11 protein-coding genes and 1 other annotated feature are annotated in these 15,137 nt (G+C 42.7%); all 11 genes read left to right on the top strand.

Going from position 1 to position 15,137, the window contains the following annotated elements; all coding sequences use genetic code 11:
- Positions 1-280: 280 nt before the first annotated feature.
- Positions 281-536 (top strand) — a binding site (T-box leader).
- Positions 537-615: 79 nt separating this feature from the next.
- The 11 genes from ilvB to lonB all read left to right on the top strand — a co-directional run bounded on the left by ilvB (position 616) and on the right by lonB (position 14,999).
- Entirely contained in the window at positions 616-2,337 is a 1,722-nt protein-coding gene (gene ilvB / locus CE058_RS14950; protein ID WP_163143705.1) for an acetolactate synthase large subunit, read from the top strand.
- Positions 2,334-2,852, top strand: a complete 519-nt coding sequence (gene ilvN, locus CE058_RS14945) for an acetolactate synthase small subunit (RefSeq protein ID WP_035330237.1) — start codon at positions 2,334-2,336, stop codon at positions 2,850-2,852. Before ilvB ends, ilvN begins: the two co-directional genes overlap by 4 nt.
- Positions 2,853-2,900: 48 nt before the next feature.
- Positions 2,901-3,923, top strand: a complete 1,023-nt coding sequence (ilvC, locus tag CE058_RS14940) for a ketol-acid reductoisomerase (protein WP_163143703.1) — start codon at positions 2,901-2,903, stop codon at positions 3,921-3,923.
- Positions 3,910-5,448: a 2-isopropylmalate synthase gene (locus CE058_RS14935; RefSeq protein WP_163143701.1), complete on the top strand. Its 1,539-nt coding sequence runs from the start codon at positions 3,910-3,912 to the stop codon at positions 5,446-5,448. The genes ilvC and CE058_RS14935 overlap by 14 nt, the downstream gene beginning before the upstream one ends.
- A 128-nt stretch (positions 5,449-5,576) precedes the next feature.
- A complete protein-coding gene (gene leuB / locus CE058_RS14930) occupies positions 5,577-6,689 on the top strand; it encodes a 3-isopropylmalate dehydrogenase (RefSeq protein WP_163143700.1) in 1,113 nt (370 codons plus the stop codon).
- Between the two features lie 96 nt (positions 6,690-6,785).
- On the top strand, positions 6,786-8,201 hold the full coding sequence (gene leuC, locus CE058_RS14925) for a 3-isopropylmalate dehydratase large subunit (protein WP_163143698.1): 1,416 nt from the start codon (positions 6,786-6,788) through the stop codon (positions 8,199-8,201).
- 16 nt (positions 8,202-8,217) lie between these two features.
- Positions 8,218-8,811: a 3-isopropylmalate dehydratase small subunit gene (gene leuD / locus CE058_RS14920; RefSeq protein WP_163143696.1), complete on the top strand. Its 594-nt coding sequence runs from the start codon at positions 8,218-8,220 to the stop codon at positions 8,809-8,811.
- 101 nt (positions 8,812-8,912) lie between these two features.
- Positions 8,913-9,941, top strand: coding sequence for a tetratricopeptide repeat protein (locus tag CE058_RS14915; RefSeq protein WP_163143694.1), 1,029 nt, complete (start codon positions 8,913-8,915; stop codon positions 9,939-9,941).
- Positions 9,942-10,103: 162 nt separating this feature from the next.
- Entirely contained in the window at positions 10,104-11,390 is a 1,287-nt protein-coding gene (tig, locus tag CE058_RS14910; protein WP_163143692.1) for a trigger factor, read from the top strand.
- Between the two features lie 518 nt (positions 11,391-11,908).
- Positions 11,909-13,174: an ATP-dependent protease ATP-binding subunit ClpX gene (clpX, locus tag CE058_RS14905; protein WP_076257323.1), complete on the top strand. Its 1,266-nt coding sequence runs from the start codon at positions 11,909-11,911 to the stop codon at positions 13,172-13,174.
- Positions 13,175-13,331: 157 nt separating this feature from the next.
- Positions 13,332-14,999, top strand: coding sequence for an ATP-dependent protease LonB (gene lonB / locus CE058_RS14900; protein ID WP_048011022.1), 1,668 nt, complete (start codon positions 13,332-13,334; stop codon positions 14,997-14,999).
- The last annotated feature ends 138 nt before the right edge of the window (positions 15,000-15,137 follow it).

Genomic DNA, 15,137 nt, shown 5'->3' with positions numbered 1-15,137 from the left:
AAAAATATAAAAAAAATTTTGTCATATGAAATGTGAATATATCAACAATGTAAGCGGATACACGATAACAGATTAATCTAAATTATCAAATAATTCATTAAAAGGGTGTTGACGGCTGATAAAAATGGGCGTAAGATAGTCCTCAATATAAGAAATTTACACCAACAACTATAAACTTCATCCAAGTGAAATTTATCTCGCAATATGAAAATTTGGTTTTTTTTAATCTATCAATTCAATGGTTTAAAGCGTTATTGTGTTGAGGTTAAATCTCAGAATAGGAAAAGCGTAGAAGAGGATAAGTAGTTTTATGACAGGCATTCACAGAGAGCCGGATCTGCTGAAACCCGGTAATGCCCTCCTAAAATGAACTCACCTCTGAGCGCAGTCCTGAAAGTGTATCGACTAGGGGCTGCCGGGTGTTCTTCACCCGTTATCAAAACGAACAGCACATCGCTGTTCATGAGTGCACGCATCATAAGCGTGAATCAGGGTGGTACCGTGGAACAGGTGATCAAAGCCTTTTCATCCCTTATACCTACAATCGTTAGGTTTCTTTAGGGGTGGAAGGGCTTTTTATATTGGAGTTTAAAAACATGAGGAGGTTATCAACAAATGCTGCAGGAAGCTGCCTTAACAGAAACAAAAACGGAGACATATCCTGTCACCGGCGCTGATCTGTTATTAAAAGCCTTGGAGAAAGAAAATGTTGAAGTGATTTTTGGTTATCCTGGAGGAGCTGTTCTTCCACTTTACGACAAGCTGTATCATTCAAAAATTCTTCATGTGCTGCCGCGCCATGAACAGGGAGGAATTCATGCTGCTGAAGGGTATGCCCGGATATCTGGAAAGCCTGGTGTTGTAATTGCCACTTCAGGACCAGGAGCCACTAATATTGTTACCGGTCTTGCAGACGCAATGATGGATTCACTTCCGCTGATTGTATTTACAGGCCAGGTAGCAACTGGAGTCATTGGGTCAGATGCCTTTCAGGAGGCAGATATCCTGGGGATAACCACTCCAATTACAAAATACAATTATCAGGTCCGCAGCATTGAAGATATTCCGAGAATCGTTAAAGAAGCTTTTTATATAGCTTCAACCGGCAGGCCAGGACCAGTGCTGATTGATATCCCTAAAGACATCGCTGCAGGAGTTTCGAATAGGCCTGAGAAAGAAACGGAAGTGAATCTGCCGGGCTATCAGCCGACATTAAAACCAAATTACCTTCAAATAAGAAAATTAACAGAAGCAGTCAGCAGATCGAAAAAGCCTGTCATCCTGGCTGGTGCCGGCGTGCTTCATGGAAGAGCATCCAAAGAGTTAAAAGATTACGCAGAGCAGCAGCAAATACCTGTTATCCACACACTTCTGGGCCTCGGCGGATTTCCTGCCAGTCATCCATTGTTCATCGGTATGGCAGGTATGCACGGCTGTTATGCAGCCAATATGGGACTTACAGAATGTGATTTGCTGATAAATATTGGAGCCCGTTTTGATGACAGATTAACAGGGAATTTACAGCATTTTGCACCACATGCAACAGTCGCCCATATTGATATTGACCCCGCTGAAATCGGCAAAAATGTTCCAACGTCCATCCCGATTGTGGCAGATGCAAAAGAAGCTCTTGAGCAGCTGATTCTGCAGGATGGAAAGCCGCCGGCCCATAAAGAATGGCTGGAAACCATTTTGAGGTGGGAGGAGGAATATCCATATTACTATGATAAAGAATCCGGACGTCTGAAACCCCAGCAAGTAATGGAAATGCTCCATTCAAAAACGGAAGGGAATGCCATCGTTGTAACAGATGTGGGACAGCATCAAATGTGGGCAGCCCAATACTATCGCTTTAATAAAGCAGACAGATGGGTGACATCAGGAGGACTTGGAACAATGGGATTTGGTTTCCCTGCTAGCATCGGAGCTCAGCTGGCTGATCCGGAAGCATGCGTACTCGCCATTTGCGGAGATGGAGGATTCCAAATGTCAACACAGGAGCTTGCTATCATTCAGGAAATGAATCTCCCGGTGAAAATTATTATTTTTAATAATATGGCCCTTGGCATGGTCCGGCAGTGGCAGGAGATTTTTTATGAATCCCGGTTCTCACACAGTAAAATCCCGGTACAGCCATCTTTCGTTAAATTGGCAGAAGCCTACGGGATAAAAGGATATGTCATCCAATCTAAAGCAGAGGCTGAAGAAGTATTGGATGAGGTGCTTCATAACCGTGAACCAGTGCTTATTGATTTCAGGGTTGATCCGGATGAAAACGTGTATCCGATGATTGCACCAGGAAAAGGACTTCATGAAATGGCAGGTGTAAAACCATGAAACGAATCATATGCCTGACTGTTATGAATCGGCCGGGTGTTCTAAACAGAATTACTAATCTATTTTCAAAAAGAAACTTTAATATTGAAAGCATTTCAGTCGGCCTGTCTGAACATGAAGGGATGTCGCGAATCACATGTGTGGTCCATGTTGAGGACTCCGGTGCCAGCGAACAAATTACGAAGCAGCTGAACAAGCAAATCGATGTGATAAAAGTAACGGATATCACGGATCAGTCGATTGTCGCAAGAGAGCTTGCCCTTATTAAAGTTCAGGCAGTCCCATATACAAGAAATGAGATTTACTCTTTAATTGAACCTTTCAGAGCTTCTGTGATAGATGTCAGCAAGGATAGCATGACCGTTCAGATTACAGGTGAATCTGATAAGGTTGAAGCCTTCATTGAACTCATTAAACCATATGGAATCAAAGAGCTTGCCAGGACGGGAACAACGGCCTTTCCAAGAGGAACACAGCGTACTTCCCAGCAGTCCAAGTCATACTCTATTGTTTAAAAAAACCATTATAAATATAAAAAACTTATTCGGAGAGGGAGATAAAACATGGCGAAAATGTATTATAACGGAGATGCAAATGCAGCGTATTTAAACGGAAAGAAGGTAGCGGTCATCGGATATGGATCCCAAGGACATGCACATGCGTTAAATATGAGGGACAGCGGGGTTGAGGTTGTCATCGGCCTGCGGAAAGGGAAGTCATGGGAAAAAGCAGAAGAAGACGGTTTCCAGGTATATCCGGTCGGTGAGGCAGCTGCTCAATCTGATGTAGTGATGATCTTATTGCCGGATGAACTCCAGCCAAAGGTATACAAGGAAGAAATCGAACCCAATCTATCAAGCCAGGCATTAATGTTTGCCCATGGATTTAATATTCATTTTAATCAGATCGTGCCTCCAAAAGAATGTGATGTACTGCTTGTAGCACCGAAAGGACCAGGCCATTTAGTCAGAAGAACATATGAACAAGATGCAGGTGTTCCAGCCTTGTTTGCAGTCCATCAGGACGTTACAGGGGAAGCAAAGGAACTGGCCCTTGCTTACGCTAAAGCCATTGGATCTCTACGTGCAGGTGCCCTGGAAACGACTTTTAAAGAAGAAACCGAGACAGATTTATTTGGCGAACAGGCAGTGTTGTGCGGAGGGCTGACTTCATTGGTGAAAGCAGGATTTGAGACTCTGACAGAAGCAGGCTATCAGCCGGAACTGGCATACTTTGAATGTTTACATGAACTAAAACTCATTGTTGACCTTATGTATGAAGGCGGCCTTGAAGGAATGCGCTATTCCATCTCAGATACAGCTCAATGGGGAGATTTTGTCAGCGGCCCACGGGTAGTTGACGCAAGAGTGAAAGAAGAAATGAAGGCAGTGCTGAAAGATATCCAGGAAGGGAATTTTGCAAAAGGGTGGATTTTGGAGAACCAGGCAAATAGACCGGTATTCAATGCCGTAAATCAGAGAGAAAATGAGCACCCGATCGAGCAGGTGGGAAGAGAACTCCGTAAAATGATGCCGTTTGTTAATAGCAGCAAGAAGAAAGAAGTGGTCGTAAGTGGCAATAATTAAAATATTTGATACTACATTAAGAGATGGCGAGCAATCTGCCGGTGTAAATCTTAATTTCTCCGAAAAATTAGAAATTGCCAGGCAGCTGGAGCGTTTGAACGTTGATATTATTGAGGCAGGTTTCCCGGCAGCGTCGAAAGGGGATTTTGCATCCGTACAGAATATTGCCCAGACGATTAAGAATTGCTCGGTCACAGGATTGGCAAGAGCAGTTATCTCTGATATAGATGCTGCATGGGGAGCTTTAAAGGATGGAGCTGAGCCAAGGATACATACATTCCTGGCAACCTCTCCAATCCACAGGCAGTATAAGTTAAGGAAGACGAAAGAAGAAGTGGTTGAAACAGCAGTTGAAACTGTTAAGTATGCTGCTTCCAAATTCCCGATCGTCCAATGGTCTGCAGAGGATGCTACCAGGACAGAACTGCCTTTTCTTGTAGAGATCATTGAAAAAGTCATCCAGGCCGGTGCAAGAATCATTAACATACCGGATACAGTTGGATACACAACACCACAGGAGTACGGTGAAATTTTTCAATATTTAAGAAATCATGTTCCTTCTATTGATAAAGTATCCTTGTCAGCACATTGCCATGATGACTTGGGAATGGCCATAGCGAATTCGCTGTCAGCTATAAAAAATGGAGCAACACAGATTGAGGGCACAATAAATGGAATTGGTGAAAGAGCCGGGAATGCGGCACTTGAGGAGCTGGCAGTAGCCCTTTATATCCGAAATGATCATTATCAGGCTTCAACCCGTCTGAATCTTCAGGAAATCAGCAGAACGAGCAGTTTGATCAGCAAGCTGACAGGTATGGTGGTGCCAGCCAACAAAGCAATTGTTGGCAGGAATGCTTTTGCACATGAATCAGGAATACACCAGGATGGGGTATTGAAGGAAAAAACAACGTATGAAATTATTTCCCCTGACCTAGTCGGATTCCAATCCAATTCCATGGTGCTTGGAAAACATTCCGGACGCCATGCATTTAAAAACCGCCTGAGTGAACTGGGGCTTGAAGTAGAAGATGAAGAAGCAAACCGGCTTTTCACAGTTTTTAAAGATTTGGCCGACCGCAAAAAAGAGATGACAGACGACGACCTTGCAGCAATCGTACTTGAAGAGAAGCTCTCTAAGGAGCAGAGGTTCTATGATTTGATCGGAATCCAAATCCAGTATGGCACGAACTCTGTTCCAACAGCAACTGTTACCCTGTCAGGATCAAATAACGAAGTAATCCAGGAAGCCGGTACTGGAGCAGGAAGCATTGAGGCGCTGTATAACACATTGGAAAAATGCCTGAATGGAACAGCTAACCTTCTGGATTACCGTATCCAATCCGTAGGGGCCGGAAGAGACGCTTTAGCCCAGGTTTATGTCAAGCTGAACTATGAAGGAATGGAAACAAGCGGCCGCGGTTTGGCCCAGGATGTGCTTGAGGCTTCCTCAAAAGCTTACTTGAATGCTGTTAATAGAGTCATATATATGAGAGAAAAAGTGCAGGCAGTAGAGGCAAATTGATCGGGGAAGCGGGAGATTCCGCAGACGGAGGCGGAAAGTCTCCTGTCCTTCCCCTGAAAAGCAAATGCGCCGCAGAAATAAAATATGAAAAAAATTTATAAAACAATAAATCAGACGGAGGGATTAAAATGAAAAAACGTATCGCAGTACTTCCAGGAGATGGGATCGGCAAAGAAGTGGTGAAGGGTGCAATTGAAGTCCTGCAGGCTGTTGGTGAACGGTTCGGACATCAATTCCAATTTTCATATGGCAGCATCGGCGGTTCTGCTATTGATGCAGCCGGAACACCGCTGCCTAATGAAACGCTTGAGCTTTGCAAAGAAAGCGATGCGGTCATGCTGGGAGCGGTTGGCGGGCCTAAATGGGACCGGCAGCCTCCCCACCTTCGTCCGGAAAAGGGTCTCTTAAGGATTCGCAAGGAATTAGATTTATATGCCAATTTGCGGCCAACTCAATATTATTCAAGCCTTTCCGATACTTCACCATTAAAAAATGAAGTAATTGAAGGCGTGGATATGCTGATGGTCAGAGAATTAACCGGCGGACTTTATTTTGGAAAGCCAAGCGAACGGACACAGCAAAACGGAAAAGATGCTGTTGTGGACACCTTGTTTTATCAAAAAGAAGAAATGCGCCGTGTCATTAAGCTGGCATTTGAACTTGCAGGAAAGCGGCGTGGCAAGGTGACTTCTGTTGACAAGGCCAATGTCCTGGAATCCAGCCGAATGTGGAGAGAAGTTGCAGAGGACATTGCAAAGCAATATCCTAATGTGGTTCTTGAACATATGCTTGTTGATAATGCCGCTATGCAAATGATTAAAAACCCGAAAAGATTTGATGTTGTCGTAACAGAGAATATGTTCGGTGATATTCTAAGCGATGAAGCCTCTGTATTGACCGGTTCTCTAGGTATGCTTCCTTCTGCCAGCATTTCGGAAAACGGGCCTTACTTATACGAACCAATTCATGGTTCAGCACCGGATATTCAAGGGAAGAATGCAGCTAATCCAATTGCCATGATTTTATCAGCAGCCATGATGCTCCGTTTATCCTTCGGGATGGAAGAGGAGGCTGAAGCGGTTGAAAATGCTGTTAATCAAGTGCTTGAAGCTGGCTATCGTACGAGAGATATTGTTTCATTTGGTAAAAAGGTTGTCACTACTTCTGAAATGATTGAAGAGGTGAAGGCTACCCTTTTGGATAATGAGGCTATTCTTAATATCATGGGGGCTTATGCATAAGAGCTGAGAGATGGATGCTGGACATGGTTCAGCTGATTTTAAACTTGAGACACGGCCATCATCGGCCGTGTTTCTTTTAAAAAGGAGTGGAGCAGAATGGGAAAATCAATAATAGATAAGATTTGGGAAAAGCATGTAGTCCACAGGGAAGAAGGAAAGCCGGATTTGATGTACATAGACCTTCACTTAGTGCATGAAGTTACATCCCCTCAAGCATTTTCCGGTTTAAGAATGAAAAACAGGAAAGTGAGAAGGCCTGATAAAACGTTTGCCACAGTTGATCACAATATTCCTACTGATAACCGCAAAGTCATCAATGATCCTGTTGCATTAAACCAAATGACGACTTTGGAAAAAAACTGTCTGGAATTCGGCATCCCTCTTGCCGGGCTGGATAGTCCTGAACAAGGGATTGTCCATGTCATCGGGCCGGAGCTGGGGCTAACACAGCCAGGCATGACGATTGTTTGCGGGGACAGCCATACATCCACACATGGAGCATTTGGATCAATAGCCTTTGGCATCGGCACAAGTGAAGTTGAGCATGTCCTGGCTACCCAGACTTTATGGCAGAGCAAGCCTAAAACATTAAAACTGGAGATAAACGGCGAGCTGAAAAAAGGTGTTACTGCAAAAGATGTCATCCTTTATATTATTGCCAAAAATGGAATTGGTTTTGGTACAGGCCATATTATTGAATATTGCGGGGAGACGATTGCAAAAATGTCAATGGAAGAAAGAATGACGATTTGCAATATGTCCATTGAAGGAGGCGCAAAAGCGGGGCTTGTTAGTCCTGATGAAACAACGTTTGCGTATCTTCATGGACGAAAGTATGCACCAAAAGGAGCAGGATTTGCGGATGCAGTCGAGAATTGGAAAGGGCTGGTATCTGATTCTGATGCACAATACGATAAAACTATTCAAATTGATGCCGCCGATATTGCGCCAATGGTCAGCTGGGGCACGAATCCATCAATGACTTCCAAGGTGAATGAACAAATTCCAAAACTTGAGGAATGCAAAAACGAGCTTGAACAAAAGTCACTATCAAGAGCTTTAGAATATATGGGACTGCAGGAAGGCCAAAAAATAGAAGACATTCAAATTCAGCACGTTTTTATTGGATCCTGCACGAATTCCCGGCTGGAAGACCTAAGACAGGCAGCTGAAATCATTAGAGGGAAGAAGGTTCATCCCCATGTCCGTGCACTTGTTGTACCAGGTTCACAGCAGGTCAAGAAGCAGGCAGAGGCAGAAGGACTGGACCTTATCTTTAAGCAGGCTGGGTTTGAATGGAGGGAATCAGGCTGCAGCATGTGTTTAAGCATGAATAATGATATTGTGCCAAACGGCGAGCATTGTGCGTCGACATCAAACCGTAATTTTGAAGGACGCCAGGGATCAGGGGCCAGAACACACCTTGTCAGTCCTTTAATGGCGGCAGCAGCCGCTATATACGGACACTTTGTTGACGTAGGTGCCTTGCTAAGTGCAGAGACTGTCCATTAAGAAGGAGGAGAACTAAATGAGCGGATTTAAAACACTTCAGGGAAAAGCAGCTGCAATGGATAGAGCCAATGTGGATACAGATCAGATTATCCCCAAGCAATTTCTAAAAAGAATTGAGAAAACGGGATTTGGGCAATATCTTTTTTATGACTGGAGATTTACGAAAGAAGGGCTGCCTAACCCGGAGTTTGAGCTGAATAAGACGGAAAATCAGGGTGCTTCCATCCTCATTGCAAATGAAAATTTCGGCTGCGGATCTTCCCGGGAGCATGCGCCATGGGCTTTAGGAGATTATGGCTTCAAAGTAATTATTGCACCTTCGTTTGCGGATATCTTCCATCAAAATTGCTTAAAGAATGGGCTTTTGCCAATCACTCTGCCGGCTGAAACAGTCGAATATTTGCTCGAACGAGCCAAAAACCAGCCGTATGATTTGAAGGTTGATTTGCAGAATGGAATAGTTGAAGATGAATATAACTTTTCAGCATCATTCACAATTAATGAATACTGGAAAAAAATGCTGATAAACGGCTGGGATGAAATAGAGATTACTCTTCAATTGGAAAGCAGCATTTCAAGTTTCGAAGAAAAACGGTTTGCCGTAAAGTAGATACCTATGAAAGATTCATGGCATGAAACCATGAATCTTTTTGTTTTTGTTCTATTTCATGCTACACTAACTTCAAAAATAATAGTTGAGGCGGTTTTAGCATGGGAAAGCGGGAACAGAAAAAACAAAAAAATAAAATCATTCTATTTCCCGGCCTTGAGAAACGACTGCTGGAAAAGGGGCTTGAGTCCTTTCAGCAGAAAAGGTATAAAGAATCAATCCGGTTCTTTGAAGAAGCGCTGGATATGGAGCCTGAGAATACGGATGTTCATATTGGGCTCGTTTTGGCATATTATGAAGCCGGAGCTTTGGAAAAGGCAAAAGAACTGGCTAATAAAATGCTCCAGACAGGCATAGGGGATTACATACAAGTAATGGATCTTTATTTAATGATCCTTGTGCAGCTGCATCAATACAGTGAGATTGCAGCAACAATCGAGGTTTTGCTTGAAGAAAGGGAGATTCCGAAGGAGAAATTTGAGCATTTTAACAGAATGCTTGAGTTCAGCAGAAAGATGGCTGCTTCACCTTCTGAAACTGAGATTGAAGCACCCGATCTGGAGGAATTTAACGGCAGGAAGCTCGATCTGTTTTCCTGCCAGGATCAGCATGAACAAATGCAGATTGCTGCACAGCTGGCAGTACATAACATCAGGCCTTATCTCGAAGATATTAAAGCCTATTTGGAAGCGAAGGATGGAAATCCTTTTTTTAAAACGATGCTGTTAAATGTACTTTCTGAGCATGGGTATGAAAAATATGTAACGATTCGGAAGTTTGATAAAAGCCTTCGGGTAAATCCTGCTGAACTAGCACCTGTTCATCAGCAGCCGATGCTGTTAAAAATAGTCAATAAACTGGAGAATCAGCTCGAGCAGGAAGACCCGGTACTATTTGAAAATACAAAGAGCATTGCAGAAAGGCACTTTTTCCTGCTTTATCCGCATGAAGCCCCGCCGGAGAATGCTGCGTCCTGGGCAGCGGCATACCATATGCTCTCAAATGAGTATCATGGCTTAAACAGCTCGATAAGCAAGCTAGGTAATATTTATGATGCTCCTGAAGAGGAAATAGAAGAGGCTCTTGCCTTTATAAGAAAGATAGAAGAAATTTCTTATCCCAATATTTAGCCTTCAATGTTGAAAGACAGGGAGTGTGTGTTATAATATAATGGTTGTATTATGTGTATATATACATTTTAATTAAATGGATATGACTTGAAAAAACAAGAGATATTCATAACATTCTGTCATGAATGAAATGATAATAGATTTTTGGAGGGAAATGATTGTATGTCTGCTAAATTTGAAAAGTTAGAAGGGAACCGCGGGGTTCTTACAATTGAAGTAGATGCAGAGAAAGTAACCGAAGGTTTAGACGCTGCATTCAAAAAAGTAGTTAAGCAGGTAAATGTACCTGGATTCCGTAAAGGTAAAATGCCTCGCGGAATGTTTGAAAAGCGTTTCGGAGTTGAATCTTTATACCAGGATGCAGTGGATTATCTTCTTCCAGAAGCATATGCTAATGCAATTGATGAAACTGGCATTGAGCCTGTTGATCGTCCTGAAATCGATGTTGAGCAAATCGAAAAAGGAAAAAGCCTTATCTTCAAAGCTACAGTAACTGTTAAGCCTGAAGTAAAGCTTGGCGAATACAAAGGTGTTGAAGTTAAGCCGCTTGAAACAAACGTTACTGAAGAAGATGTTAACAATGAGTTAACTTCCCTTCAGGAAAGACAAGCTGAACTGGCTGTTAAAGAAGAAGGTAAAGCAGAGAACGGCGATACAGTTGTTATGGACTTTGAAGGATTCGTTGATGGTGAAGCTTTCGAAGGCGGAAAAGCTGAGAACTACTCTTTAGAACTTGGTTCAGGACAATTCATCCCTGGATTTGAAGAGCAGCTGATTGGTACTGCTGCTGGAGAATCTAAGGATGTTGAAGTTTCTTTCCCAGAGGAATACCATGCGGCTGAGCTAGCTGGTAAGCCTGCAACTTTTAAAGTAACTGTACATGAAATTAAAACAAAACAGCTTCCTGAGCTTGATGATGAGTTTGCTAAAGATGCAGACGAAGAAGTTGAAACTTTGGATGCATTAAAAGAAAAAATTAAAACTCGCTTAGAAGAAAGCAAAAAGCATGAAGCTGAGCACCATGTCCGCGACACTGTTGTTGAAGCAGCTGCTGCTAATGCAGAAATGGAAATCCCGGCTGCAATGGTTGATACTGAAGTTAACCGCATGATGCAAGAGTTCGAACAGCGTCTTCAAATGCAAGGCATGAACCTTGAACTATACTTCCAGTTCTCCGGACAGGATGAAGCTGCACTGCGCGAGCAAATGAAAGAGGAAGCTGAAAAGCGCGTCCGCGTTAACCTGACTCTTGAAGCAATCGCAAAAGCTGAAAACATCGAAGTAAGCGATGAAGAAGTTTCAGAAGAACTTAACAAAATGGCAGAAATGTACAACATGTCTGCTGACCAGATCACACAAGCTCTTGGAAGCCTTGAAGGCTTAAAAGCAGATCTTCAAATTAAAAAAGCAGTAGATTTCCTTGTGGAAAATAGCAAGACTGTTGCATAATAGAAATAGTAGTAAACAAGGCGCGAGTTTATCGTGCCTTGTTTTATACCATCAAGACCTTACATAATAAAAATCTCCCTTGTACCTTTTGCCTCGTGAAAAGTTTTACGGCATATTGCACATGGACAGGAATACAAATACATATAAATAGATAATTTAATTATCGGTCCAGAGGGCCGACTTAATTTAGCCATTTTTGGTTAAGCTTATGAAAGTACATATAAAATTCAGCCTGGTTTATCTTTGCGAAGTCCCATCACATGCATGCATACATAATTGAAATGTTTTAAGAGTTATCATTTCCTGTCCACTGTAAAAATGTGTTACAATGCAATACATAACTGCTGAAGGTTTTGATTTTTACGAAAGTGTGAATGATTAAAGAGGCCTGTTTGCAAGTGCAATGACACAGTGTCCGCTTTCATTCCCAACCTTTCTATGGCTGAACAAAGAACTAAATGCATGTGATTTCGCAAGCTTTATATATCGTTTTGAAGTTTTTTCAAGGGGTGAAGGATTTGTTTAAATTTAATGACGAAAAAGGGCAATTGAAGTGTTCTTTCTGTGGCAAGACACAGGATCAGGTCCGCAAACTTGTTGCTGGGCCTGGAGTATATATATGTGATGAATGCATTGAGCTTTGCACTGAAATTGTGGAAGAAGAACTGGGAACAGAAGAAGAAGTGGAGTTCAAAGATGTGCCAAAGCCGGCTGAAATCCGCGATATTCTGGATGAATATGTAATTGGCCAGGAGCAGGCGAAGAAATCGCTGTCTGTTGCAGTATATAATCACTATAAACGCATCAATTCCAACAGCAAAATTGATGAAGTTGAACTATCTAAAAGTAATATTGCCATGATCGGGCCGACTGGAAGCGGTAAAACCTTGCTGGCTCAGACATTGGCTCGTATTCTTAATGTTCCATTTGCCATTGCAGATGCGACATCATTAACTGAAGCCGGATATGTCGGGGAAGATGTTGAAAATATCCTCCTAAAACTTATTCAGGCAGCAGATTATGATGTGGAAAAGGCAGAAAAAGGAATCATTTATATTGATGAGATTGATAAAGTTGCACGTAAGTCGGAAAATCCGTCTATAACTCGTGATGTATCTGGTGAAGGTGTGCAGCAGGCGCTGTTGAAAATTCTTGAAGGAACAGTTGCAAGCGTACCGCCACAAGGCGGCCGCAAGCATCCTCATCAGGAATTTATTCAGATTGACACGACCAATATCCTGTTTATTTGCGGCGGAGCCTTCGATGGCATTGAGCAAATTATTAAACGCCGTTTAGGCCAAAAGGTAATTGGCTTTGGTTCCGACCAGAATCAAAAAGAAATCGAGCCAAAGGATCTTCTTGCAAAAGTGCTTCCTGAAGACTTGCTGAAATTCGGATTAATTCCTGAATTTATTGGACGTCTTCCAGTTATTGCAAGCCTTTCCCAGCTTGATGAAGCGGCTTTAATTGAGATTTTAACTAAACCTAAAAATGCACTTGTCAAACAATACCAAAAAATGCTTGAATTAGATGATGTTGAGCTTGAGTTCGAAGAAGGCGCACTTGAGGAAATTGCTAAAAAAGCAATTGAAAGAAAAACAGGTGCCCGCGGACTGCGCTCCATTATTGAAGGTATTATGCTGGATGTAATGTTTGATCTTCCTTCGCGCGAAGATATTAAAAAATGCATTATTACGAAAGAAACGGTTATCGATAACGGTTCTCCTAAGCTTGTTTTGGAGGACGGTACAGTCGTAGAAGAAGAGCGCAAGACTTCAGCGTAATTGAAAAAATGGCCAGTCCCTGCGGGGCATGGCCATTTTTTTGCGCCTTTTTGACCCCTTTTCTTACCTTACTTTTAAATGAATTCCTTGTTTATTCCAACTCAGTCAGGGAGATACTAGCATTATTAACGAGAACAATAATGCAGGAGGGAACACAATGAGTTGGACGGGGATCGCTTTATTTATCCAATTGTTTTTTGGAATTGTCATTGGGCTATATTTTTGGAATTTGCTTAGGAGCCAGCGGACACAGAAAGTTTCTATCGACCGTGAATCAAGGAAAGAAATGGATGTATTAAAAAAGATGCGTTCCATTTCATTAACTGAACCTTTATCAGAAAAAGTTCGTCCATCCAGTTTTGCTGACATTGTGGGGCAGGAAGATGGAATTAAATCTCTGAAAGCAGCATTGTGCGGACCCAATCCTCAGCATGTTATTATTTATGGTCCACCGGGCGTGGGAAAAACGGCTGCGGCCAGATTGGTTCTGGAAGAAGCCAAGAAAAATGCAAAATCACCCTTTAAGGCAGCTTCTGTTTTTATCGAACTGGATGCCACTACTGCGAGATTTGATGAGAGGGGTATTGCGGATCCCCTGATAGGTTCTGTTCATGATCCTATCTATCAGGGGGCAGGGGCGATGGGACAGGCGGGAATTCCGCAGCCTAAACAGGGTGCTGTTACAAATGCACATGGCGGTGTGCTTTTTATTGATGAAATCGGTGAGCTTCACCCCATTCAGATGAACAAGCTCCTGAAAGTGCTTGAAGACCGGAAAGTATTTCTGGAAAGCGCTTATTATAATGAAGAAAACACTCAAATACCAACCCATATTCATGATATTTTTAAAAATGGCCTGCCTGCGGACTTCCGCCTGATCGGTGCAACTACCAGAACACCTAATGAAATTCCGCCTGCCATTCGTTCCAGATGCATGGAGGTATTTTTCAGGGAGTTAGCTGAAGAAGAGATAGTAGCTGTAGCTGGAAAAGCTGCGGAAAAGGTCAATCTCGCTGTTAGTGAAAAGGGGCTTGGCATTCTTGCTAATTATGCAAGAAATGGACGCGAAGCGGTAAATATGATTCAAATCTCTGCGGGTTTGGCAATTACTGAGGACCGTGATTACATAAAAGATGAAGATATTGAGTGGGTTGTCCAATCGAGTCAGCTTTCACCGAGAATGGAGAGAAAAATCAATTCCCATTCTGCTGTTGGCCTTGTCAACGGACTGGCGGTATATGGGCCGAACACAGGTGCTCTGCTGGATATTGAAGTTACTGTGATTCCTGCAAAGGAGAAGGGCAGCATTAATATTACAGGCATAGTGGAAGAAGAAAGCATTGGCGGCCAAGGAAAGTCAATCCGGAGAAAAAGTATGGCCAGGGGTTCAATTGAAAATGTTATTACCGTTCTGAGATCGATGGGCGTCCCGGCTGACGAATATGATATTCATGTCAACTTCCCTGGCGGAGTTCCAATTGACGGTCCTTCAGCCGGCATTGCCATGGCGACAGGGATTTATTCTGCCATTTATAAACGGCCAGTTGACAATACTGTTGCTATGACCGGGGAAATCAGCATTCATGGGTATGTAAAGCCAATCGGAGGCGTATATCCAAAGGTGAAGGCTGCCAAAAAAGCGGGAGCACAGACAGTAATCATTCCAAAAGAAAATATGCAATCCATCTTAAAGGAGATAACAGGAATTAAGATCATCCCGGTATCTCATTTGAATGAGGTATTTGAGGCAGCGCTTCAAAAAGAGTATCTCAAAGAGCAGGCTGTAACTGCTTCAATCGAATTAAAGAAAAAAGAAAGCATATGATGTGTGGCCCGGTTTGCAGTTGCTGAAAGCCCGCTGTATAAACGCCTCCGCTAATCGCGGTCAGAAACTTCGGTTTGCAGTTTAGGCTACAAACCGAAGTTTTATTTGCGTAAAGAAGGATAAAGTGTAATTATAAAT

This window comes from Bacillus sp. 22-7, from assembly GCF_010628845.1.
GTDB lineage: Bacteria > Bacillota > Bacilli > Bacillales > Cytobacillaceae > Cytobacillus > Cytobacillus firmus_B.
The sequence above is the reverse complement of the archived record's forward strand: the minus strand, read 5'-3'. Positions and strand labels throughout refer to the sequence as shown.

What these genes read in the sequence shown, in the direction of transcription:
- ilvB (WP_163143705.1), top strand. Translation starts at nt 616, where the DNA reads ATGCTGCAGGAAGCTGCCTTAACAGAAACAAAAACGGAGACATATCCT.
- ilvN (WP_035330237.1), top strand. Translation starts at nt 2,334, where the DNA reads ATGAAACGAATCATATGCCTGACTGTTATGAATCGGCCGGGTGTTCTA.
- ilvC (WP_163143703.1), top strand. Translation starts at nt 2,901, where the DNA reads ATGGCGAAAATGTATTATAACGGAGATGCAAATGCAGCGTATTTAAAC.
- leuB (WP_163143700.1), top strand. Translation starts at nt 5,577, where the DNA reads ATGAAAAAACGTATCGCAGTACTTCCAGGAGATGGGATCGGCAAAGAA.
- leuC (WP_163143698.1), top strand. Translation starts at nt 6,786, where the DNA reads ATGGGAAAATCAATAATAGATAAGATTTGGGAAAAGCATGTAGTCCAC.
- leuD (WP_163143696.1), top strand. Translation starts at nt 8,218, where the DNA reads ATGAGCGGATTTAAAACACTTCAGGGAAAAGCAGCTGCAATGGATAGA.
- CE058_RS14915 (WP_163143694.1), top strand. Translation starts at nt 8,913, where the DNA reads ATGGGAAAGCGGGAACAGAAAAAACAAAAAAATAAAATCATTCTATTT.
- tig (WP_163143692.1), top strand. Translation starts at nt 10,104, where the DNA reads ATGTCTGCTAAATTTGAAAAGTTAGAAGGGAACCGCGGGGTTCTTACA.
- lonB (WP_048011022.1), top strand. Translation starts at nt 13,332, where the DNA reads ATGAGTTGGACGGGGATCGCTTTATTTATCCAATTGTTTTTTGGAATT.